Source organism: Streptomyces sp. NPDC007945, assembly GCF_042958885.1.
GTDB lineage: Bacteria > Actinomycetota > Actinomycetes > Streptomycetales > Streptomycetaceae > Streptomyces.
This window is the reverse complement of sequence record NZ_JBIBJV010000001.1, coordinates 115,010-138,368: the sequence shown is the minus strand read 5'-3', so window position 1 is coordinate 138,368 and position 23,359 is coordinate 115,010. Positions and strand designations below refer to the sequence as shown.

Sequence of the window (23,359 nt, the reverse complement as noted above, 5' to 3'; positions counted from 1 at the left end):
AAAGCGCGGCTTTCGGGGGTGGCTCGGGCGGGCCGGGCTGTCACCGGGCGCCAGTAGGGTGGGCGCATGGCCGACCCCACCAGCTATCGACCCGCGCCGGGGCAGATTCCCGACGTCCCGGGTGTCTACAAGTTCCGGGACGAGCACCGGCGGGTGATCTACGTCGGGAAGGCGAAGTCGCTGAAGCAGCGGCTGGCCAACTACTTCCAGCCGCTCGCGAGCCTCCACCCGCGGACCGCCACCATGGTGACCACGGCCGCCTCCGTGGAGTGGACGGTCGTCTCCACCGAGGTGGAGGCGCTCCAGCTGGAGTACTCCTGGATCAAGGAGTACGACCCCCGGTTCAACGTGAAGTACCGGGACGACAAGAGCTACCCGTACCTCGCGGTCACGCTGAACGAGGAGTTCCCGCGCGTGCAGGTCATGCGCGGGCAGAAGAAGAAGGGCGTGCGGTACTTCGGGCCGTACGCGCACGCGTGGGCGATCCGCGAGACCGTCGACCTGATGCTGCGGGTCTTCCCGGTGCGGACCTGCTCCGCGGGGGTGTTCCGGAACGCCGCCTCCGCCGGCCGGCCCTGCCTCCTCGGCTACATCGGCAAGTGCTCGGCGCCCTGCGTCGGCCGGGTCACCCCCGAGGAGCACCGCGAACTGGCCGACGAGTTCTGCGACTTCATGGCCGGCCGCACCGGCACGTACATCCGCCGCCTGGAGAAGCAGATGACGGCGGCGGCCGAGGAGATGGAGTACGAGAAGGCCGCCCGGCTCCGCGACGACATAGGGGCGCTGCGCCGGGCCATGGAGAAGAGCGCCGTCGTCCTCGCCGACGCCACCGACGCCGACCTCATCGCCCTCGCCGAGGACGAGCTGGAGGCCGCCGTCCAGATCTTCCACGTCCGCGGCGGACGCGTCCGCGGCCAGCGCGGCTGGGTCACCGACAAGGTCGAGGCCGTCGACACCGCCGGGCTCGTCGAGCACGCCCTCCAGCAGCTGTACGGCGAGGAGAGCGGCGACGCCGTGCCCAAGGAGGTCCTCGTCCCGGCGCTCCCCGAGGACGCCGAGGCCGTCACCCAGTGGCTCTCGGGCCGCCGTGGGTCCCAGGTCTCCCTGCGGATCCCGCAGCGCGGCGACAAGAAGGACCTGATGGCGACCGTCGCCCGCAACGCCCAGCAGGCGCTCGTCCTGCACAAGACCAAGCGGGCCAGCGACCTCACCACCCGCTCCCGGGCCCTGGAGGAGATCGCCGAGGCCCTGGACCTGGACTCGGCGCCGCTGCGCATCGAGTGCTTCGACATCTCGCACCTCCAGGGCGAGGACGTCGTCGCCTCCATGGTCGTCTTCGAGGACGGGCTGCCCCGGAAGAGCGAGTACCGCCGCTTCCAGATCAAGACCTTCGAGGGCCAGGACGACGTCCGCGCCATGCACGAGGTGATCGGCCGCCGCTTCCGGCGCTACCTCGCCGAGAAGGAGCGGACGGGGGAGTGGGGCGAGGAGGGCGAGGTCGCCGTCGACGAGGCCGGCGACGACGGCCGCCCCAAGCGCTTCGCCTACCCGCCGCAGCTCGTCGTGGTCGACGGCGGGCAGCCGCAGGTCGCCGCCGCCCGCCGGGCCCTCGACGAGCTGGGCATCGACGACGTCGCCGTCTGCGGGCTCGCCAAGCGCCTGGAGGAGGTCTGGCTGCCCGGCGAGGACGACCCCGTGGTGCTGCCCCGCTCCAGCGAGGGCCTCTACCTCCTCCAGCGGGTCCGTGACACCGCTCACGATTTCGCCATCCGCTACCAGCGCTCCAAGCGGACCAAACGGCTCCGGAGCAGCCCCCTCGACGCCGTCCCCGGTCTCGGCGACACGCGCAAGCAGGCCCTGATCAAGCATTTCGGCTCGGTGAAGCGGCTGAAGCAGGCGACAATCGAGCAGATCTGTGAGGTCCCCGGCTTCGGCCGGAAGACCGCGGAGGCGGTCGCCGTGGCCCTGGCGCAGGCGGCCCCCGCCGCACCCGCCGTGAACACGGCCACAGGAGAGATCATGGAAGACGACGGGGGCACGACGGCATGACCGAGCACGACGGGCACCACCGAGAAGACGGAGCAGGACACGTGAGTACGGGCACGAAGGAGACCGCGGGCGACAACGGCGCCGAGGCGGCCATCCCCGAGCTGGTGATCATCTCCGGCATGTCAGGAGCCGGCCGGTCCACCGCGGCGAAGTGTCTGGAGGACCTCGGCTGGTTCGTCGTCGACAACCTGCCGCCCGCGCTGATCCCCACCATGGTGGAGCTCGGCGCCCGCTCCCAGGGCAACGTCGCCCGGATCGCGGTCGTCGTCGACGTCCGCGGCCGGCAGTTCTTCGACGCCCTGCGGGAGTCCCTCGCCGACCTGGAGGCCAAGCAGGTCACCCGCCGGATCGTCTTCCTGGAGTCCTCCGACGAGGCCCTGGTCCGCCGCTTCGAGTCGGTCCGCCGCCCCCACCCGCTCCAGGGCGACGGCCGCATCGTCGACGGCATCGCCGCCGAGCGCGACCTGCTGCGCGAGCTGCGCGGCGACGCCGACCTGGTCATCGACACCTCCAGCCTCAACGTCCACGAGCTGCGCGCCAAGATGGACGCCCAGTTCGCCGGCGACGAGGAGCCCGAGCTCCGGGCCACCGTCATGTCCTTCGGCTTCAAGTACGGCCTGCCGGTCGACGCCGACCTCGTCGTCGACATGCGCTTCCTGCCCAACCCGCACTGGGTCCCCGAGCTGCGCCCGTACACCGGCCTCAACGAGGAGGTGGCGAACTACGTCTACAACCAGCCCGGCGCCAAGGAGTTCCTGGACCGCTACACCGAGCTGCTCCAGCTGATCGCCGCCGGCTACCGCCGCGAGGGCAAGCGGTACGTGACGATCGCCGTCGGCTGCACCGGCGGCAAGCACCGCTCCGTCGCCACCGCCGAGAAGCTCGCCGCCCGCATCGCCGCCGAGGGCGTGGAGACGGTGGTCGTCCACCGCGACATGGGGCGCGAGTGAAGCCTCACCGCCGGCGCCCCTCCTCCACCCTCACGGTGAAGCGGGCGCTCCGCAGGCGCGGTGCCCAGCCGAAGGTCGTCGCCCTCGGCGGCGGCATGGGCCTCTCCGCCTCCCTCGCCGCGCTGCGGCGGATCACCGGCGACCTCACCGCGGTCGTCACCGTCGCCGACGACGGCGGCTCCAGCGGCCGGCTCCGGGAGGAGCTGGGCGTGCTGCCCCCCGGCGACCTGCGCAAGGCGCTCGCCGCGCTGTGCGGCGACGACGACTGGGGCCAGACCTGGGCCCGGGTCATCCAGCACCGCTTCCGGTCCAAGGGCGAGATGGGCGGCCACGCCGTCGGCAACCTGCTGATCGTCGCCCTCTGGGAGCAACTGGGCGGCGACCCCGTGCAGGCCCTCGACCTGGTCGGCCGGCTGCTCGGCGCCCAGGGCCGGGTGCTGCCCATGTCCGCCGTGCCGCTGGAGCTCCAGGCACTGGTCAAGGGCCACGACCCGGAGCGCCCGGAGGACGTGGACACCGTCCGCGGGCAGGCCACCGTGGCGCTCACTCCGGGCGAGGTGCAGTCCGTGCACCTGGTGCCGCACGACCCGCCGGCCGTCCCGGAGGCCGTCGCGGCGGTCCTGGACGCCGACTGGGTGGTGCTCGGCCCGGGCTCCTGGTTCTCCTCGGTCATCCCGCACCTCCTCGTGCCCGAACTGCTCGACGCGCTGGTCGAGACCAAGGCCCGCAAGGTGCTCTCGCTGAACCTCGCGCCCCAGCCGGGAGAAACAGAGGGCTTCTCACCGCAGCGTCATTTGGAGGTTTTGGGACGACACGCCCCTAAACTCGCCCTGGACGTGGTGCTGGCCGATGTGGCCGCCGTGCCCGACGTGTCAGCCAGGGAACCCCTCGTCGACGCCGCCAAGCGGCTCGGCGCCGCGCTGGAGCTGGCGCCGGTGGCCCGCGCCGACGGCTCTCCGAAGCACGACCCGGAGCGCCTGGCCGCCGCGTACGACCGTATTTTTCGGATGCATGGAAGGATCGGCCCATGGCGATGACGGCAGCGGTGAAGGACGAGATCTCCCGGCTTCCCGTCACCCGGACCTGCTGCAGGAAGTCGGAGGTCTCGTCGATCCTCCGGTTCGCGGGCGGTCTGCACCTGGTCAGCGGCCGGATCGTGATCGAGGCGGAGCTCGACACGGCGATGGCGGCCCGGCGGCTGAAGCGGGACATCCTGGAGATCTTCGGGCACAGCTCGGAGCTGATCGTGATGGCCCCCGGCGGGCTGCGGCGCGGTTCCCGCTTCGTGGTGCGCGTGGTGGCCGGCGGCGACCAGCTGGCCCGCCAGACGGGCCTGGTCGACGGCCGGGGCCGCCCCATCCGGGGCCTTCCCCCGCAGGTGGTCTCCGGGGCCACCTGTGACGCCGAGGCGGCCTGGCGGGGTGCCTTCCTCGCCCACGGCTCGCTGACCGAGCCGGGCCGTTCCTCCTCCCTGGAGGTGACCTGCCCCGGCCCGGAGGCCGCGCTCGCCCTCGTCGGCGCCGCCCGCCGGCTCTCCATCGCCGCGAAGGCCCGCGAGGTCCGCGGGGTGGACCGGGTCGTGGTCCGCGACGGGGACGCCATCGGCGCCCTGCTCACCCGGCTCGGCGCGCACGAGTCGGTGCTGGCCTGGGAGGAGCGGCGGATGCGCCGCGAGGTCCGCGCCACCGCCAACCGCCTCGCCAACTTCGACGACGCCAACCTGCGCCGCTCGGCCCGCGCCGCCGTCGCCGCCGGCGCCCGGGTGCAGCGCGCCCTGGAGATCCTCGCGGACGATGTGCCCGAGCACCTCGCCGCGGCCGGCCGGCTGCGCATGGAGCACAAGCAGGCCTCCCTGGAGGAGCTGGGCGCGCTCGCCGACCCGCCGCTCACCAAGGACGCGGTGGCCGGCCGGATCCGCCGGCTGCTCGCCATGGCCGACAAGCGGGCGCAGGACCTGGGCATCCCCGGCACCGAGTCGAACCTGACGGAGGAGCTGGACGAGAGCCTGGTCGGCTGAGCCTGGCGGCCCTCTCCGACGGCCCTTCCGACGGTCCTCGCCGGCGGCCCTTCCGAAGGGCGGTCGGCACGGCTCCTTCCGGAGGCCCGCCCCGAAGGCCCTCACGACGCCCCGCCCCGACGACCCCGCGGTCGCTCGGGGCGGCCGCCCCACGTCCGAACGGCCCCTCGCCCCTGCCGCCCGCCCAGGCCGCAGGGACGAGGGGCCGTCCGCTTACCCGTCGCGTACCCGCCCCGTACCGGTCGCGTCTCCGTCCGCGTACCCGTTGCGTCTCGGGCGCCGTACCCGTCCGCGTACGCGCCACGCCTCGGCCCCCGGACCCGCTCCGTACCCGTCACGTCTCCTTCTCCGTACATGCCCGCAGCCCGTCGCGACCCGCCCGCCTCCCCGTACCCGTACCCGCGGAACCGCGAACCCCCTCGCGGTGAAACGTTTCTGAGCCACCGCCATCATTGCGCCGCCCGAAGGTCGTTGCCGCGAGGCGCCCTTGACAGGGCCATGAGCGCCCCAGAGCCTGGCCTCCGTTCACCTTCGTGACGGAACACACCAAGGGGGGCTCATGAGACGAAAAGCGCGGGCGATCCTCGCCGCCGCTTCCCTGCTGGTCGCGGGCATCGCGGCGGCACCCGCCGCCGGAGCGCGGCCGGGGGACCCGGAGGGCGGGGACGCCCTCTCCGTCTGGCGCGCCACGGTCACCCAGGAGCAGGTGCCCCTGCTCCTGGAGGCCGGCACCGACGCGCACGAACTGACCGAGCGGGTGCCCGAGCGCGGCACCGCCACCGTCGAGCTGTACCTCACCGAGGCGCAGGCCGGCGCCCTGCGCGGCCGGGGCGTCACGCTCACCGAGCACGACCCGGGGCCGGCCGCCGCCCGGCGCGCGGCCGCCGCCGGCGACGGCGTCTTCCGCCCCTACGGCGGCCCCGGCGGGCTCAAGGAGGAGATCCTCGCCACCGCCGCCGGTCACCCCGGCCTCACCAAGGTCGTCTCCCTCGGCAAGAGCCTCAAGGGCCAGGACATCCTCGCCGTCAAGGTCAGCAAGGGGGCGGGGAAGACCAGGGACGGCGCCAAGCCGGCCACGCTGTACCTCTCCAACCAGCACGCCCGCGAGTGGATCACCCCGGAGATGACCCGGCGGCTGCTCCACCACTACCTCGACAACTACGGGACCGACGAGCGGATCACCCGGATCGTCGACTCCACCGAGCTGTGGTTCGTGCTCTCGGCCAACCCCGACGGCTACGACTTCACCCATGCCGACCCGGCCAACCGGCAGTGGCGCAAGAACCTCCGCGACAACGACGGCGACGGGAGGATCGGCGGCGGCGACGGCGTCGACCTCAACCGGAACTTCTCCTACAAGTGGGGTTACGACGACGAGGGCTCGTCCCCCGACCCGGCCGACGAGACCTTCCGCGGCAAGGGCCCCATGTCCGAGCCGGAGACCCGGGCCCTGGACGCCTTCCAGAAGCGCATCGGCTTCTCGTACGGCGTCAACTACCACTCCGCCGCCCAGCTGCTGCTCTACGGCGTCGGCTGGCAGGTCGCCACCGACACGCCCGACGACACCGTCCTGAAGGCGCTCGCGGGCACCCCGCAGAATTCCGCCGTGCCCGGCTACCGGCCGCAGGTCGCCTCCGAGCTGTACACCACCAACGGCGAGGCCGACGGACACGCCGCCAACGTCAACGGCATGCAGATGTTCACCCCCGAGATGTCCACCTGCGCCACCGCCTCCCGCGTCGACCCGAACGACGCCTGGGAGGCCGCCGACTGCGCCTCCGTCTTCACCTTCCCCGACGACGAGAAGCTGATCCAGGCCGAGTTCGCCAAGAACGTCCCCTTCGCGCTCGCCGTCGCCGAGGCGGCCGCCCGCCCCGACGACCCGGTCTCCCCGGTCGGCGCCCCGGCCCCCGCCCTCACCCCCGACGCCTTCACCACCTCCTACGCCGCCGCCGGCCAGGCGCAGCAGGTGGCCGTCACCGCCCGCAAGTCGCTGCGCGCCAAGACCCTCCACTACCGGATCAACGGCGGCCGCGCCCACCGCGCCGGGGTCGAGGCCTGGGAGGGCGGCGAGACCTACGGCGGCGAGGACAATCTCTCCTACGACCAGTACCGCGGCGAGGTGCGCGGCGCCCGGCCCGGCGACTCCGTCGAGGTCTGGTTCACCGCCCGCGGCCGCGACGGCGGGACCACCGCCACCGCCCCCTTCACCTACCGGGTCGGCGAGCGTGCCCGGGGCGACGTCCTCGTCCTCGCGGAGGAGGGCGGCACGGGCGCCGCACGGCACGCCGCCGCGTACACGGAGGCGCTCGCCGCGACCGGCCGGAAGGCGGCCGTCTGGGACGTCGCCACGCAGGGCGCCCCGCACGCCCTCGGCGCCCTCTCCCACTTCCGCACCGTCGTCTGGTACACCGGCGCCGAGCGCCCCTCCGGGGCCGTCGAGCTCGCCGTCCGTTCCTACCTCAACGAGGGCGGCAAGCTCCTCAACGCCGGTGAGAAGACCGGCGGCCAGACCCGGATCGGCCGGGCCGAGTCCAACGACTTCGCCCAGTACTGGCTCGGCGCCTACCACCGGGCCGGCCTGGACGCCCCGCCGTCCTTCGCCGGCTCCGGCCGCCTCGCCGGACCGCCCACCGGGCTCGCCGCAGCCGACGGCAACCCGCTCGACAACGCAGGCGCGTTCACCGTCACCTCCGACAGCCTGGACCCGGAGCGGTACCCGCAGTTCGCGTCCAGCGCCCCGGCCGGCGACTACCCGGGCCTGCGCACCCCCTTCGAACCGGCCGAGGGCGCGTCCTTCGTCGCCGTGAAGCACGCCGACGACACCTGGGCCCGGCTGAGCCGCACCGTCGACCTCACCGGCACCACCGCCGCCGCGGGCCCCCGGCTCGACTTCCAGGTCAGCCACGACACCGAGTCCGGCTACGACAACCTCGTCGTCGAGGCCCGCACCGTCGGCCAGGACGACTGGACCACCCTGCCCGACCGCAACGGCGGCACCTCCGCCGAGCCGCCCGCCGACTGCGGCGAGGGCTACTACCTGAAGCTCCACCCCGCCCTCGGCCGCTACCTCACCCTCGGTGAGGACGGCTGCGTGCCCACCGGAACCAGCGGCGCCTGGAACGCCTTCACCGGCCCCTCCAACGGCTGGCGGCAGGCCTCCGTCGACCTCTCCGCCTACGCCGGCAAGCAGGTCGAGCTCTCCCTCTCGTACGTCTCCGACCCGGGCACCGGCGAGACCGGCGCCTTCGTCGACGACGTCCGCCTCGTCACCGCGGCGGGCACCGAGCGTGAGGGCTTCGAGAGCTCGCTCGGCGCCTGGACCGTGCCCGGCGCGCCGCCCGGCAGCCCCGGCAACGCTGCCGACTGGACCCGCTCGCCGGCCCTCTTCCACTCGGTCGCCGCCGTCACCACGCGTGACACCGTCCTCCTCGGCTTCGGCCTGGAGCACGTCCCGTCGGCGGCCGAGCGGCGGCGGCTCCTCGACCGCGGCCTCACCGCGCTCCGCCGTTGACGGAGCGTAGTGGGGACAAAGGTCCCAAGACGGTCCGTACCCGTTGGTAGGTGCGGGCCGTCGGCCGGCTTCCGGTCACTTTCCGGGCTCGAACGGCTCCGCCTGATGTCACCCGGGGGCGCCCGGAGGGGTAGGGTCGTAAGCGGTCGGGGACATCCCAAAAAAATCAAGATCTCGCCGGTGTGACATTTCACCCGGCGCACTCATACGAGGAGATCGGTTCGTGACGATCCGCGTAGGCATCAACGGCTTTGGCCGTATCGGTCGCAACTACTTCCGCGCGCTCCTTGAGCAGGGTGCCGACATCGAGGTCGTGGCCGTCAACGACCTGGGCGACACCGCGACCACGGCCCACCTGCTGAAGTACGACACCATCCTGGGACGCCTCAAGGCCGAGGTCTCCCACACCGCCGACACCATCACCGTCGACGGCCACACCATCAAGGTCCTCTCCGAGCGCAACCCCTCCGACATCCCCTGGGGCGAGCTCGGCGTCGACATCGTCATCGAGTCCACCGGCATCTTCACCAAGCGCGACGACGCGGCGAAGCACCTCGCCGGCGGCGCCAAGAAGGTCCTCATCTCGGCTCCGGCCACGGGCGAGGACATCACCATCGTCATGGGCGTCAACCAGGACAAGTACGAGCCGGCGAACCACGACGTCATCTCGAACGCGTCCTGCACCACCAACTGCGTCGCCCCGATGGCCAAGGTCCTCGACGAGAACTTCGGCATCGTCCGCGGCCTCATGACCACGGTCCACGCGTACACCAACGACCAGCGCATCCTGGACTTCCCGCACAAGGACCTGCGCCGCGCCCGCGCCGCCGCGGAGAACATCATCCCGACCACGACGGGTGCCGCGAAGGCCACCGCCCTGGTCCTCCCGCAGCTCAAGGGCAAGCTGGACGGCATCGCCATGCGCGTCCCGGTCCCCACCGGCTCCGCCACCGACCTGGTCGTGACCCTCGACCGCGAGGTCACCAAGGACGAGGTCAACGCGGCCTTCAAGAAGGCGGCCGAGGACGGCCCGCTGAAGGGCATCCTCTTCTACACCGAGGACCCGATCGTCTCCTCGGACATCGTCAGCGACCCGGCGTCGTGCACCTTCGACTCCTCGCTGACCATGGTCCAGGACGGCAACTCGGTCAAGATCCTCGGCTGGTACGACAACGAGTGGGGCTACTCCAACCGTCTCGTCGACCTCACCACCTTCGTCGGCGACCAGCTCTGACGTACTAGGGTTCAACAGGGCAGGGCTTTCGATGTGAGCAGGGCTCGGGCAGCGCGACGAAGCGCTGCGCGGGCCCTGTCTCGTGTGCTCCACCGCGTACCAAGGAGTCAGTGAACAGATGAAGACGATCGACGAGCTTCTCGGCGAGGGCGTCGAGGGCAAGCGGGTGTTCGTCCGCGCCGATCTCAACGTGCCGCTCGACGGCACCGCCATCACCGACGACGGCCGCATCCGCGCCGTCGTCCCCACGGTCAAGGCGCTCGCCGACGCCGGCGCCCGGGTCGTGGTCGCCTCCCACCTGGGCCGCCCCAAGGGCGCCCCGGACCCGGCGTTCTCCCTCGCCCCGGCCGCCGCGCGGCTCGGCGAACTGCTCGGCGCCGAGGTGGCCTTCGCCACCGACACGGTCGGCGAGTCCGCCCGGGCCACCGTCGCCGGCCTGGCCGACGGCGAGGTGGCCGTCATCGAGAACCTGCGCTTCAACGCCGGCGAGACCTCGAAGGACGACGCCGAGCGCGACGCCTTCGCGGACCAGCTGGCCGCCCTCGCCGACGTCTACGTCGGCGACGGCTTCGGCGCCGTGCACCGCAAGCACGCCTCGGTGTACGACCTCCCGGGCAAGCTGCCGCACGCGGCCGGCTACCTGATCGCCACCGAGGTCGGCGTCCTCAAGAAGCTGACCGAGGACGTCCGGCGGCCGTACGCGGTCGTCCTCGGCGGCGCCAAGGTCTCCGACAAGCTCGGCGTGATCGACCACCTCCTGGAGAAGGCCGACCGCATCCTCGTCGGCGGCGGCATGGCCTACACCTTCCTCAAGGCCCAGGGCCACGAGGTCGGCATCTCCCTCCTCCAGGAGGACCAGATCCCGGCCGTGCTCGACTACCTCAAGCGGGCCGAGGAGAAGGGCGTCGAGTTCGTCCTCCCCGTCGACGTCCTGGTCTCGCCGTCCTTCCCGGACCTGAAGGCCAAGGCCCCGACGAACCCCACCACGGTCGCCGCGGACGCCATCCCGGCCGACCAGGAGGGCCTGGACATCGGCCCGGAGACCCGCAAGCTGTACGCCTCGAAGCTCGCCGACGCGGCCACCGTCTTCTGGAACGGCCCGATGGGCGTCTTCGAGCACCCCGACTACGCCGAGGGCACCAAGGCCGTCGCCCAGGCGCTCGTCGACTCCCCGGCCTTCACCGTGGTCGGCGGCGGCGACTCCGCCGCCGCGGTCCGGATCCTGGGCTTCGACGAGAACGCTTTCGGCCACATCTCGACCGGTGGCGGCGCCTCCCTCGAATACCTCGAGGGCAAGCAGCTCCCCGGCCTCGTCGCACTGGAGAAGTGAACACCACGATGACCGACACCACCCGCACCCCGCTGATGGCGGGCAACTGGAAGATGAACCTCAACCACCTGGAGGCCATCGCCCACGTCCAGAAGCTCGCCTTCACCCTCACCGACAAGGACTACGACGCCGTCGACGTCGCCGTCCTCGTCCCCTTCACCGACCTGCGCTCCGTGCAGACCCTGATCGACGGCGACAAGCTGAAGATCAAGTACGGTGCCCAGGACCTGTCGGCCCACGAGTCCGGCGCGTACACCGGTGAGATCTCCGGCGCCATGCTGGCCAAGCTGAACACCGCCTTCGTCGCGGTCGGCCACTCCGAGCGCCGCCAGTACCACGGCGAGTCCGACGAGCTCTGCAACGCCAAGGTGAAGGCCGCCTTCGCCCACGGCATCACCCCGATCCTCTGCGTCGGCGAGGAGCTGGACGTGCGCGAGGCCGGGAACGCCGTCGCGCACACCCTCGCCCAGGTCGAGGGCGGCCTCAAGGACGTCCCGGCCGAGCAGGCCGAGACCGTCGTGGTCGCCTACGAGCCCGTCTGGGCCATCGGCACCGGCAAGGTCTGCGGCGCCGCCGACGCCCAGGAGGTCTGCGGGGCCATCCGCGGCAAGCTCGCCGAGCTGTACTCGCAGGACGTCGCCGACAAGATCCGCATCCAGTACGGCGGCTCCGTCAAGGGCGGCAACGTCGCCGAGATCATGGCGCAGCCCGACATCGACGGCGCCCTGGTCGGCGGTGCCTCGCTGGACGCGGACGAGTTCGTCAAGATCGTCCGTTTCCGCGACCAGTGACGATGTAGAGCGGCGGAGGCGATCCGTCGTACCCTTGCGGGGGTCGGGCAGGCGCCCGGCCCCCGTCCCTTTTCAAGCTCCGAGGAAGTTGGTCCAGCCGTGGTTATGGGGTTCTCGATCGCCCTGATCGTCTTCAGCGGCCTGCTGATGCTGCTGGTGCTGATGCACAAGGGGAAGGGCGGCGGCCTCTCCGACATGTTCGGCGGCGGCATGCAGTCCTCCGTCGGCGGCTCCTCGGTCGCCGAGCGCAACCTCGACCGGATCACGGTCGTGGTCGGGGTGCTGTGGTTCGCGTGCATTGTGGTACTTGGTCTGCTCATGAAGCTGGACGGGTAACTCCGCACACTGGACGCGCGTTGGGCCTTCCGTAGACTGGGGCATCTTCGAGCACCATCACGCAGGGAGTTACGACCGTGGCAAGTGGCAACGCGATCCGGGGAAGCCGGGTCGGAGCGGGGCCGATGGGTGAGGCCGAGCGGGGCGAGTCGGCGCCGCGCCTCCGCATCTCCTTCTGGTGCTCGAACGGGCACGAGACCCAGCCGAGTTTCGCGAGCGACGCGCAGGTCCCCGACACCTGGGACTGCCCCCGCTGCGGTTTCCCGGCCGGCCAGGACCGGGACAACCCGCCGGACCCGCCGCGCACCGAGCCGTACAAGACCCACCTCGCCTACGTGCGGGAGCGCCGCAGCGACGCGGACGGCGAGGCCATCCTCGCCGAGGCGCTCGCCAAACTGCGGGGCGAGATCTGAACACAGGACGAACACCGGCCGAAGGGCCCTGGACGCGAACCGGCTTCGCTCCCAGGGCCCTTCGCCGTGTCCGGGACCGGCGGCACGGATCGCCCCGCGCGATCAATTAGGTTGGAGGAGCAGCGGGGCAGAAACGTACGAGAAGAAGTGGGCGATGTCCGAAATGACCACTGAAGGACGCATCAGGCTCAACCGACTGCCCGAGTGGGCGGCCCTCGGCAAGCACCGGGAGCAGCTGGGCGACACCCATCTGCGCGAGCTGTTCGCGGCCGACCCGGAGCGCGGCACCGGCTACACCCTGCGGGTCGGCGACCTCCACCTGGACTACTCCAAGCAGCTCGTCACCGACGAGACCCTGGCGCTGCTGCGCGAACTGGCCGTCGCCACCGACGTCGCCGGCCTGCGCGACGCCATGTTCCGCGGCGAGAAGATCAACACCACCGAGGACCGGGCCGTCCTCCACACCGCGCTCCGCGCCCCCCGCGGGGCCGTGATCGAGGTCGACGGCGAGAACGTCGTCCCCAAGGTCCACGCCGTCCTCGACAAGATGGCCGGCTTCGCCGACCGGATCCGCTCCGGCGAGTGGACCGGCCACACCGGCAAGCCGATCAAGAACATCGTCAACATCGGCATCGGCGGCTCCGACCTCGGGCCCGCCATGGCCTACGAGGTCCTGCGCCCCTACACGCAGCGGGACCTGACGTTCCGTTTCGTCTCCAACGTCGACGGCGCCGACCTCCACGAGGCCGTCCGCGACCTCGACCCCGCCGAGACGCTCTTCATCGTCGCCTCGAAGACCTTCACCACCATCGAGACGGTCACCAACGCCACCTCCGCCCGCGACTGGCTCCTCGCCGGTCTCGGAGCCGGCCAGGAGGCCGTCGCCAAGCACTTCGTGGCCCTCTCGACCAATGCCGAGAAGGTCCGGGACTTCGGCATCGACACGGCCAACATGTTCGAGTTCTGGGACTGGGTCGGCGGTCGCTACTCGTACGACTCCGCCATCGGCCTCTCCCTGATGATCGCCATCGGGCCGGACCGCTTCCGCGAGATGCTCGACGGCTTCCACCTCGTCGACGAGCACTTCCGCACCGCCCCCGCGGAGGAGAACGCCCCGCTCCTGCTCGGCCTCCTCGGCGTCTGGTACGGCGGCTTCTTCGACGCCCAGTCGCACGCCGTCCTGCCGTACTCCCACTACCTGTCCAAGTTCACCGCCTACCTCCAGCAGCTCGACATGGAGTCCAACGGCAAGTCCGTGGACCGTCAGGGCGAGCTGGTCGACTGGCAGACCGGACCGGTCGTCTGGGGCACCCCCGGCACCAACGGACAGCACGCCTACTACCAGTTGATCCACCAGGGCACCAAGGTCATCCCCGCCGACTTCATCGGCTTCGCGCAGCCCGTCGCCGACCTGCTGCCCGGCCTGGTCCCCCAGCACGACCTGCTCATGGCCAACTTCTTCGCGCAGACCCAGGCCCTCGCCTTCGGCAAGACGCCCGAGGAGGTGCGCGCCGAGGGCGTGCCCGAGGAGCTCGTCCCGCACAAGACCTTCCGGGGCAACCACCCCACCACCACCATCCTCGCCGACGCCCTCACCCCGTCGGTCCTCGGCCAGCTGGTGGCGCTCTACGAGCACAAGGTCTTCGTCCAGGGCGCCGTGTGGAACATCGACTCCTTCGACCAGTGGGGCGTCGAGCTCGGCAAGGTCCTCGCCAAGAAGATCGAGCCCGTCCTCACCGGCGACGGCGACACCGAGGGCCTCGACAGCTCCACCGCGGCCCTCGTCTCCGCCTACCGCGCGCTGCGCGGCCGGAGCTGAGCCATGGCGGGGGAGGACGCGGTACGGCTCCGGCCGCCGAGGAACGCCGTGGACCGCAGGGCGGTCGGCTGGTGGCGGGCCCAGTGCCTGCTCGCCACCGCCGCCCCGGTCGCGGTCCTGGCCGTGCTCGGCGCCCTGATCGGACCGGCGAGGACCTGGCTGCTCACCGCGGCCGCCGTCCTGGCCGCGGTCGGGGTGGCCGGCACCGCGTTCTTCCCCGCCTGGTGGTACCGGGTGCACCGCTGGGAGGTCACCGACGAGGCCGTGTACATCCGCACGGGAGCCCTGTGGCAGGAGTGGCGGATCGCCCCCATGTCCCGGATCCAGACCGTGGACACCGTACGCGGCCCGCTGGAGCAGCTCTTCGGGCTCGCCACCGTCACCGTCACCACCGCCTCCTCCAAGGGCGCGCTGCGGGCGGAGGGGCTCGACCACGAGCTCGCCGCCGAGCTCGCCGAACGGCTCACCGCGCTGACCCGGGCCACCCCCGGGGACGCCACGTGAGCGCGGGGCCCGAGGGGGAGTGGCGGCGGCTCGACCCGCGCACCCTCCTCGTCACCGCCGCCGTGTTCTGCGGCATCGCGGTCGGCGCCGGAGTGCCCGTGGCCGCCGGCCTGACCGGCGGCCGACCAGCGGCGCAGGCCGTCGCCTGGGTCCTCGCCGGCGCCGTGCTCCTCGTCGGCGGCGGCACCGCCGCCGACTGGGTGCGCTGCCGGCGCACCCGCTACCGGATCGGCCCCGACCGGGTCGAACTCCACACAGGCCTGCTCCTCCTCAAGCGCCGCTCGCTGTCCCGCGACCGCATCCGCAGCGTCGACCTCACCGCCAATCCGCTCCAGCGCGTCCCCGGCCTCGTCAAGGTCCGCATCGGCACCGGCGAGTCCACCGGCGGCGGCGAGTCCACCCTGGAACTCGAATTCGTCAGCCGCGCCGAGGGCGAACGGCTCCGCAGGGAGCTCCTCACCCGCCCCGCCGACGCGGCCGACCCCGCCCGCGACGGCACCCTCGCCGTCCTCGACCCCCGCTGGATCCGCTACGCCCCCGTCTCCTTCGTCGCCCCCGCCCTCGGCGGCGCCGCGGCCGGAGCGGTCATGCAGGTCAGCGAGTGGTTCGGCGCCCAGGCCGAGGTCATCGACTGGATAGGGGCCCGCTTCGCCTCCGTGTCGCTGCCCTGGACGATCGTCGCCCTGGTCCTGCTCGCCACCCTCGCCGGCGCGGTCGGCGCCCTCGGGCTCTGGATCGACATGTGGTGGAACTTCCGGCTCGAACGCGAACCGGGCGGCACCCTCCGGGTCCGCCGCGGCCTGCTCACCGCCCGCTCGGTCAGCCTGGAGGAACGCCGGCTGCGGGGCGTCGAACGGGTCGAGCCCCTCGGCGTCCGGCTCTTCGGAGCCGCCCGGCTCGACGCCGTCGCCACCGGCCTCGTCGAGGACGACGACGAGAAGCACACCGACCTCAAGGCCCTCCTGCCGGCCGCGCCCCGGGCCGTCGCCGACCGGGTCGCCGCCGAGGTGCTGCGCGAGCCCGAACCGCCCACCTCCGCCCCGCTGACCGCCCACCCCCGAGCCGCCCGCACCCGCAGGCTCCGCTGGGCCCTCGCCGCCGTGCTGCCGCCCGCCGCCGTCCTCGCCCTCCTCGGGGCGCTCCTCACGCCGGTGCTGCTGTACGTGGCGGCCGGCTGGACCGTGGTGCTCGCGGCGCCCGCCGTGCTGCTGGCCCGGGACGCGTACCGCTCGCTCGGACACACCGTCAGCGGCGGCCACCTGGTGACCCGTTCGGGCACGGTACGGCGGACCACCGTCGCCCTGCGGCGGACCGGGATCATCGGCTGGACGGTCAAGCAGTCGTACTTCCAGCGCCGCGCCGGCATCCTCACCGTCACCGCCACCACGGCCGCAGGGGAGGGCGCCTACGACGTCCTGGACGCGGGGGAGTCCCAGGGCCTCGCCCTCGCCGACCGGGCCGTACCGGGGCTGCTCGCGCCCTTCCTGGAGCCCGCCGGAACGCCGGAGGCCCGGTCCACCGAGAGGTGAACCGGGCCTCCGCACGGGCCGGTCGGTGCTACGGCAGCTCCGCGGCCGCCGCCGTGTCCATCAGCCACAGCGTCCGCTCGGTGCCGCGGGCGCCGGAGGCCGGGACCCGCGCCTCGTCCGCGTCGCCGGAGAGCGCGAGGGCCGCGGCCTTCGCCTTGTCCTCGCCGGCCGCGAGCAGCCAGACTTCCCGGGCCGCCCGGATCGCCGGGAGGGTCAGGGAGATCCGGGTCGGCGGCGGCTTGGGCGCGTCGTGCACCCCGACCACCGTGCGGCCGGTCTCCCGGACCGCCGGCAGCTCCGGGAAGAGCGAGGCCACATGGGTGTCCGGTCCGACGCCCAGCATCAGCACGTCGAAGGCCGGCACCTCGGCGCCCGGTCCGGCCGCCGCGGCCAGCTCGGCCGCGTAGGCCGCCGCGGCGGCGTCGGCGTCGTCCCCGTACGGGCCGTCCGAGGCCGGCATGGCGTGCACCCGGGCCGGGTCGAGCGGCACCCGGTCCAGCAGCGCCTCACGGGCCTGGGTGACGTTCCGCTCCGGGTCGCCCTCGGGCAGGAACCGCTCGTCGCCCCACCACAGGTCGAGCCGCGACCAGTCGATCGCGTCCCGGGCGGGCGCCGCGCCGAGCGCGGCGAGCAGGCCGTTGCCGTTGCGTCCGCCGGTCAGCACCACCGAGGCGGTGCCCCGGGCGGACTGGGCGTCCACGACCGCGGTGATCAGCCGGGCCGCGGCGGCCTCGGCCATCAGCTCCTTGGTCCGGTGGACCACCCGGCGCGGGGCGCTCACTTGGCCGCCGCCTTCTTCGCCGGGGCCTTCTTGGCCGCGGGCGCCCTCTTCTCCGCCCCGGCCTCCGGCTCCGCCTCCGCCGCGGGGGCCGCGGTCACGTCCACCGGCCGCTCGGGCGCGGGGGCGGTGACGGCCGCCTCCTCGTCGAGCCGCTCCAGGCCGTACCGCAGCGAGGCCGCGTAGGTGTCGTCCGGGTCGAGCCGGCGCAGTTCTTCCGCGATCAGCTCGGCCGTCTCGCGCCGCTTGAGCGCCACCGCGCGGTCCGGCTGCCCCTGTATGGAGAGGGTGGCGAGCGAGCCGTCGGGCCGGTCGAGGACGATCGGTCCGGCGCTGGTCTGCAGCCGTACGGAGGTGAGGCCGGGGCCGTTCGACCGGGAGCGCCGCACCGGCACCTTGAGCCGCTCGGCCAGCCACATCGCGAGGAGCTCGACGCTCGGGTTGAACTCCTCGCCCTCCACGTCGGCCGAGGTCACCGTGCAGTGGACCTGGTCGAGCGCGGCGGCCAGCATCGAGCGCCACGGGGTGATCCGGGTCCACGACAGGTCCGTGTCGCCGGGGGTGTAGGTGCCCGCCCGCGCGGTCAGCTCCTCGATGGGCTGCTCGGCGGCGTACGTGTCGGTCACCCGCCGCTGGGCGAGGGCGCCCAGCGGGTCGTTCGCCGGGTCGGTCGGCGCGTTCACCGGCCACCAGACGACGACGGGGGCGTCCGGGAGGAGCAGCGGCAGCACCACCGACTGGGCGTGGTCCACGACCTCGCCGTACAGCCGGAGGATCACCGTCTCCCCGGAGCCGGCGTCGGCGCCGAGGCGGACCTCGGCGTCGAGCCGGGCGTTGGCCCGGTCCCGGGGCGAGCGCGAGCCCCGCTTGATGACCACGAGGGTCCGCGAGGGGTGCTCGCGGGAGGCCTCGTTGGCCGCCTTCAGGGCGTCGTAGGCGTTCTCCTCGTCGGTGACGATGACGAGGGTGAGCACCATGCCGACGGCCGGGGTCCCGATCGCCCGCCGCCCGAGCACCAGCGCCTTGTTGATCTTCGAGGACGTGGTGTCCGTCAGGTCGGTCTTCATGGCCGGCGCCAGCTCCTGCCGTCTCGTGCGAGCATCTCGTCCGCCTCGACCGGACCCCAGGTCCCGGACTCGTACTGGGCGGGCTTGCCGTGCTTGTCCCAGTACTGCTCGATCGGGTCGAGGATCTTCCAGGACAGCTCGACCTCCTCCACGCGCGGGAAGAGGTTGGAGTCGCCGAGCAGGACGTCCAGGATGAGCCGCTCGTACGCCTCGGGGCTGGACTCGGTGAAGGACTCGCCGTAGGCGAAGTCCATCGACACGTCCCGGATCTCCATCTGGGTGCCGGGCACCTTGGAGCCGAAGCGGACGGTGACGCCCTCGTCGGGCTGCACCCGGATGACGATGGCGTTGCGGCCCAGCTCCTCCGTCGACGTGTGGTCGAAGGGGGAGTGCGGGGCGCGCTGGAAGACGACCGCGATCTCGGTGACCCGGCGGCCGAGGCGCTTGCCGGTGCGCAGGTAGAAGGGGACGCCCGCCCAGCGGCGGTTGTCGATCTCCAGCTTGATCGCCGCGTAGGTGTCGGTCTTCGACTGGGGGTCGATGCCCTCTTCCTCGAGGTAGCCGACGGCCTTCGCGCCACCCTGCCAGCCGGCCGCGTACTGGCCGCGGACGGTGGCCTTCGACAGGTCCTTCGGCAGCCGGACCGCGCCCAGGACCTTGGTCTTCTCCGCGGCGAGCGCGTCGGCGTCGAAGGAGGCGGGCTCCTCCATCGCGGTCAGCGCGAGCAGCTGGAGCAGGTGGTTCTGGATGACGTCACGGGCGGCGCCGATGCCGTCGTAGTATCCCGCGCGGCCGCCGATGCCGATGTCCTCGGCCATGGTGATCTGGACGTGGTCGACGTACGACCGGTTCCAGGTCGGCTCGAAGAGCGTGTTGGCGAAGCGGAGCGCCAGGATGTTCTGGACGGTCTCCTTGCCGAGGTAGTGGTCGATGCGGAAGACCGCCTCGGGCGGGAAGACCTCGTGGACGACCTCGTTGAGCTCCTTGGCGGAGGCGAGGTCGTGGCCGAAGGGCTTCTCGATGACGGCGCGGCGCCAGGAGCCGTTCTTCTGGTCGGCCAGGCCGTGCTTCTTCAGCTGCTGGACGACCAGCGGGAAGAACTTCGGCGGCACGGACAGGTAGAAGGCGAAGTTGCCCCCGGTGCCCTGCGCCTTGTCCAGCTCCTCGATGGTCTCCTTCAGCTGCTCGAAGGCCTCGTCGCTGTCGAAGTCGCCCTGGACGAACCGCATGCCCTGGATGAGCTGCTGCCAGACCTCCTCGCGGAAGGGGGTGCGGGCGTGCTGCTTGACCGCGTCGTGGACCTCCTGCGCGAAGTCCTCGTCCTGCCACTCGCGGCGGGCGAAGCCGATGAGCGAGAAGCCCGGCGGCAGCAGGCCGCGGTTGGCCAGGTCGTAGACGGCGGGCATCAGCTTCTTACGGGACAAATCGCCCGTGACGCCGAAGATGACCAGGCCCGACGGCCCCGCGATGCGCGGGAGCCGTCGGTCGGCGGCGTCACGGAGCGGGTTGGCTCCGTCGACGGTGCTCACTGTGGTCAGCCCTCCGAAGGGGCGAGGCGCTTGAGCTCCGCCTCGGTCGAGCCCAGCAGGTCGTTCCAGGCCGCCTCGAACTTCTCGACGCCCTCGTCCTCCAGGAGCTGGACCACCTCGTCGTAGCCGATGCCCAGCTTCGCGACGGCCTCCAGGACCTCGCGGGAGGAGTCGTACGTGCCGCGCACGGTGTCGCCGGTGACCTCGCCGTGGTCGGCGGTGGCTTCCAGCGTCGCCTCCGGCATGGTGTTCACGGTGCCGGGGGCGACCAGGTCGACCACGTACAGCGTGTCCTTGTACGCCGGGTCCTTGACGCCGGTCGAGGCCCACAGCGGACGCTGCTTGTTGGCCTGCGCCTTGTCCAGGGCCGCCCAGCGCTCCGAGGAGTCCGAGAAGACCTCCTCGTACGCCTCGTAGGCCAGCCGCGCGTTGGCGAGCGCGGCCTTGCCTTTGAGGGCCTTGGCCTCGTCGGTGCCGATGCCGTCCAGGCGCTTGTCGATCTCCGTGTCCACGCGGGAGACGAAGAAGGACGCCACCGAGTGGATCTTCGACAGGTCGAGGCCGCGCTCGCGGGCCTTCTCCAGGCCCGCCAGGTACGCGTCCATGACCGCGCGGTAGCGCTCCAGCGAGAAGATCAGCGTCACGTTGACGCTGATGCCGAGGCCGATGACCTCGGTGATCGCCGGCAGGCCGGCCTTCGTCGCGGGGATCTTGATGAGGGTGTTCGGCCGGTCCACCAGCCAGGCCAGCTGCTTCGCCTCGGCGGTCGTGGCGGCCGTGTCGTGCGCCAGGCGCGGGTCGACCTCGATGGACACCCGGCCGTCCTGGCCGTCGGTCCGGTCGAAGACCGGGCGCAGGATGTCGGCGGCGTCGCGGACGTCCGCCGTCGTGATCATGCGGATGGCCTCCTCCACGGTGACCCTGCGGGCGGCCAGGTCGGCCAGCTGCTGGTCGTAGCCGTGTCCCTCGGAGATCGCCTTCTGGAAGATCGACGGGTTGGTCGTCACGCCGACCACGTGGGACTGGTCGATGAGCTCGGCCAGGTTGCCGGACGTGATCCGCTGACGCGAGAGGTCGTCCAGCCAGATCGCGACGCCTTCGTCGGAGAGGCGCTTGAGAGCGTCTGTCATGAGAGTTGCATCTCCAATAAGTCGTACGTATCCGCGTCAGCGCGCGGCGGCGGCGATCGATTCCCGAGCGGCGGAAGCGACGGCCTCCGGCGTGAAACCGAACTCACGGAACAGGACCTTCGCGTCGGCCGAGGCACCGAAGTGCTCCAGCGAGACGATCCGGCCGGCGTCGCCCACGTACCGGTGCCAGGTCAGGCCGACACCGGCCTCGACCGCGACCCGGGCCTTCACCGACGGCGGCAGGACGGAGTCCTTGTACGTCTGGTCCTGCTCCTCGAACCACTCCACGGACGGCATCGAGACCACGCGGGTCGGGACGCCCTCGGCCTGGAGCCGCTCCCGGGCCTCGACGGCCAGGTGCACCTCGGAACCGGTCGCGATCAGGACGACCTCGGGCGAGCCGCCCTCGGCCTCGAACAGCACGTACCCGCCCTTGGCGGCGTCCTCGTTCGGCGCGTACGTCGGCACGCCCTGGCGGGTCAGCGCCAGACCGTGCGGCGCGCCCTTGCCGAAGACCTTGGTGTGCCGCTTCATGATCTCGCGCCAGGCGATCGCCGTCTCGTTGGCGTCGGCCGGGCGGACCACGTTCAGCCCCGGGATCGCGCGCAGCGAGGCCAGGTGCTCCACCGGCTGGTGGGTCGGGCCGTCCTCGCCGAGGCCGATCGAGTCGTGCGTCCACACGTAGGTCACCGGCAGGTGCATCAGGGCCGACAGGCGCACCGCGTTGCGCATGTAGTCCGAGAACACCAGGAAGGTACCGCCGTAGATCCGCGTGTTGCCGTGCAGCGCGATGCCGTTCATCTCCGCGGCCATGGCGTGCTCGCGGATGCCGAAGTGGATCGTGCGGCCGTACGGGTTCGCCTCCGGCAGCGGGTTGCCCGCCGGGAGGAACGACGACGACTTGTCGATCGTCGTGTTGTTCGAGCCCGCGAGGTCGGCCGAGCCGCCCCACAGCTCCGGGAGGACCTCGCCCAGCGCCTGGAGGACCTTGCCCGAGGCGGCGCGGGTGGCGACGCTCTTGCCCGCCTCGAAGACGGGGAGCTTCTCCGTCCAGCCGGCCGGCAGCTCGTTCGCCTGGATCCGGTCGAACTCGGCGGCCCGCTCCGGGTTGGCCGTACGCCACTCGGCGAACTGCTTGTCCCAGGCGGCGCGGGCCTCGCGGCCCCGCTCGCCGAGCGCGCGGGTGTGGCCGATGACCTCGTCGGTGACCTCGAAGCTCTGCTCCGGGTCGAAACCCAGGACGCGCTTGGTGGCCGCGACCTCGTCGTCGCCGAGCGCCGAGCCGTGCGCGGCCTCGGTGTTCTGCGCGTTCGGCGCCGGCCAGGCGATGATCGAGCGCATCGCGATGAACGACGGACGCTCGGTCTCGGCCTCGGCGGCCTTGATCGCCGCGTACAGGGCGGCCGGGTCCAGGTCGCCGTCGGCCTTCGGCTCGACGCGCTGCACGTGCCAGCCGTACGCCTCGTACCGCTTCATCGTGTCCTCGGACACGGCGGTCTCGGTGTCGCCCTCGATCGAGATGTGGTTGTCGTCCCACAGCAGGATCAGGTTGCCGAGCTTCTGGTGGCCCGCGAGCGAGGACGCCTCGGCGGAGATGCCCTCCTGGAGGCAGCCGTCGCCGGCGATGGCGTAGACGTGGTGGTCGAAGGGGGAGGTGCCGGGAGCCGCCTCCGGGTCGAAGAGACCGCGCTCGTAGCGGGCGGCCATCGCCATGCCCACCGCGTTCGCCACGCCCTGGCCCAGCGGGCCGGTGGTGGTCTCGACGCCGGCCGTGTGGCCGTACTCGGGGTGGCCCGGGGTCTTCGAGCCCCAGGTGCGGAACGCCTTGAGGTCGTCGAGCTCCAGACCGAAGCCACCCAGGTACAGCTGGGTGTACAGGGTCAGGGAGGAGTGGCCCGCGGAGAGCACGAAGCGGTCGCGGCCGACCCACTCCGGATCGGACGGGTCGTGGCGCATCACCTTCTGGAAGAGGGTGTACGCGGCCGGTGCGAGGCTCATCGCCGTACCGGGATGGCCGTTGCCGACCTTCTGTACGGCGTCCGCAGCCAGGATGCGGGCGGTGTCGACGGCCCGCTGGTCCAAATCGGTCCACTGGAGGTCTGTGGTGGTCGGCTTAGTGCTCACCCTGGGTCAGGGCTCCTCTCCACATGTCTGTAGCCGGTGACTGAGGGTGTACCGGCGTTGTCGAGCCTACCCCCGAAAAAGCCCCCTCTTTTCGTGTCCATGCCCCTCAAATGAGCGGACATGGCAAGAGTGCCGGTGGCCGTGGCGGTTCGCCTCCCGAACGGCGCGCCGAAGGGTGTCCGCCCCTTGATACGAGGGGGGCGCGGGCAGCCGGAGGAGGGGGCGGAGGAGGGGGGAGGCGCGCC

At 72.2% G+C, this 23,359-nt stretch carries 18 protein-coding genes; 13 read left to right on the top strand and 5 right to left on the bottom strand.

The window, feature by feature from the left end; all coding sequences use genetic code 11:
* Positions 1–66: 66 nt before the first annotated feature.
* From uvrC to ACFZCF_RS00600, 13 genes are all read left to right on the top strand, one after another.
* Positions 67–2,049 (top strand): excinuclease ABC subunit UvrC, encoded by a 1,983-nt coding sequence (uvrC, locus tag ACFZCF_RS00660; protein ID WP_388439331.1) that lies wholly within the window; start codon positions 67–69, stop codon positions 2,047–2,049.
* Complete coding sequence (gene rapZ, locus ACFZCF_RS00655; protein WP_388439329.1) at positions 2,046–2,999, top strand: RNase adapter RapZ; 954 nt, start codon at positions 2,046–2,048, stop codon at positions 2,997–2,999. The genes uvrC and rapZ overlap by 4 nt, the downstream gene beginning before the upstream one ends.
* On the top strand, positions 2,996–4,036 hold the full coding sequence (gene yvcK / locus ACFZCF_RS00650) for a uridine diphosphate-N-acetylglucosamine-binding protein YvcK (protein WP_388439326.1): 1,041 nt from the start codon (positions 2,996–2,998) through the stop codon (positions 4,034–4,036). Before rapZ ends, yvcK begins: the two co-directional genes overlap by 4 nt.
* On the top strand, positions 4,027–5,016 hold the full coding sequence (whiA, locus tag ACFZCF_RS00645) for a DNA-binding protein WhiA (RefSeq protein ID WP_388439323.1): 990 nt from the start codon (positions 4,027–4,029) through the stop codon (positions 5,014–5,016). Before yvcK ends, whiA begins: the two co-directional genes overlap by 10 nt.
* 559 nt (positions 5,017–5,575) lie before the next feature.
* Positions 5,576–8,530 carry a M14 family zinc carboxypeptidase gene (locus tag ACFZCF_RS00640; protein WP_391283692.1) on the top strand — a complete coding sequence of 985 codons (2,955 nt, stop codon included), beginning with the start codon at positions 5,576–5,578 and terminating at the stop codon, positions 8,528–8,530.
* 223 nt (positions 8,531–8,753) lie between these two features.
* Entirely contained in the window at positions 8,754–9,764 is a 1,011-nt protein-coding gene (gap, locus tag ACFZCF_RS00635; protein WP_382904667.1) for a type I glyceraldehyde-3-phosphate dehydrogenase, read from the top strand.
* A 118-nt stretch (positions 9,765–9,882) separates the two neighbouring features.
* Positions 9,883–11,094: a phosphoglycerate kinase gene (locus ACFZCF_RS00630; RefSeq protein WP_391283690.1), complete on the top strand. Its 1,212-nt coding sequence runs from the start codon at positions 9,883–9,885 to the stop codon at positions 11,092–11,094.
* A gap of 35 nt (positions 11,095–11,129) precedes the next feature.
* Complete coding sequence (gene tpiA, locus ACFZCF_RS00625) at positions 11,130–11,885, top strand: triose-phosphate isomerase (RefSeq protein ID WP_382804133.1); 756 nt, start codon at positions 11,130–11,132, stop codon at positions 11,883–11,885.
* Positions 11,886–11,990: 105 nt separating this feature from the next.
* The gene (secG, locus tag ACFZCF_RS00620) at positions 11,991–12,221 is read left to right on the top strand and encodes a preprotein translocase subunit SecG (RefSeq protein WP_031002768.1); all 231 of its coding nucleotides are present in this window, start codon (positions 11,991–11,993) and stop codon (positions 12,219–12,221) included.
* Positions 12,222–12,298: 77 nt separating this feature from the next.
* The gene (locus tag ACFZCF_RS00615) at positions 12,299–12,634 is read left to right on the top strand and encodes an RNA polymerase-binding protein RbpA (protein ID WP_003957010.1); all 336 of its coding nucleotides are present in this window, start codon (positions 12,299–12,301) and stop codon (positions 12,632–12,634) included.
* Positions 12,635–12,788: 154 nt separating this feature from the next.
* Entirely contained in the window at positions 12,789–14,453 is a 1,665-nt protein-coding gene (pgi, locus tag ACFZCF_RS00610; RefSeq protein ID WP_391283688.1) for a glucose-6-phosphate isomerase, read from the top strand.
* Between the two features lie 3 nt (positions 14,454–14,456).
* Complete coding sequence (locus tag ACFZCF_RS00605; RefSeq protein WP_391283686.1) at positions 14,457–14,957, top strand: PH domain-containing protein; 501 nt, start codon at positions 14,457–14,459, stop codon at positions 14,955–14,957.
* Positions 14,954–16,486 carry a PH domain-containing protein gene (locus tag ACFZCF_RS00600; protein ID WP_391283683.1) on the top strand — a complete coding sequence of 511 codons (1,533 nt, stop codon included), beginning with the start codon at positions 14,954–14,956 and terminating at the stop codon, positions 16,484–16,486. Before ACFZCF_RS00605 ends, ACFZCF_RS00600 begins: the two co-directional genes overlap by 4 nt.
* A gap of 28 nt (positions 16,487–16,514) precedes the next feature.
* Here ACFZCF_RS00600 and pgl read toward each other — a convergent pair whose 3' ends face one another.
* Genes pgl through tkt form a run of 5 tightly spaced genes read right to left on the bottom strand, consistent with a single transcriptional unit; the run spans position 16,515 to position 23,114 of the window.
* Complete coding sequence (gene pgl, locus ACFZCF_RS00595; RefSeq protein WP_388439303.1) at positions 16,515–17,267, bottom strand: 6-phosphogluconolactonase; 753 nt, start codon at positions 17,265–17,267, stop codon at positions 16,515–16,517.
* Positions 17,264–18,331: a glucose-6-phosphate dehydrogenase assembly protein OpcA gene (gene opcA / locus ACFZCF_RS00590; RefSeq protein WP_388439300.1), complete on the bottom strand. Its 1,068-nt coding sequence runs from the start codon at positions 18,329–18,331 to the stop codon at positions 17,264–17,266. The genes pgl and opcA overlap by 4 nt, the downstream gene beginning before the upstream one ends.
* A complete protein-coding gene (zwf, locus tag ACFZCF_RS00585; protein WP_388439297.1) occupies positions 18,328–19,860 on the bottom strand; it encodes a glucose-6-phosphate dehydrogenase in 1,533 nt (510 codons plus the stop codon). The genes opcA and zwf overlap by 4 nt, the downstream gene beginning before the upstream one ends.
* A gap of 5 nt (positions 19,861–19,865) precedes the next feature.
* Positions 19,866–20,990 carry a transaldolase gene (gene tal, locus ACFZCF_RS00580; protein WP_388439294.1) on the bottom strand — a complete coding sequence of 375 codons (1,125 nt, stop codon included), beginning with the start codon at positions 20,988–20,990 and terminating at the stop codon, positions 19,866–19,868.
* Positions 20,991–21,026: 36 nt separating this feature from the next.
* A complete protein-coding gene (tkt, locus tag ACFZCF_RS00575; RefSeq protein ID WP_391283679.1) occupies positions 21,027–23,114 on the bottom strand; it encodes a transketolase in 2,088 nt (695 codons plus the stop codon).
* Positions 23,115–23,359 lie beyond the last annotated feature (245 nt).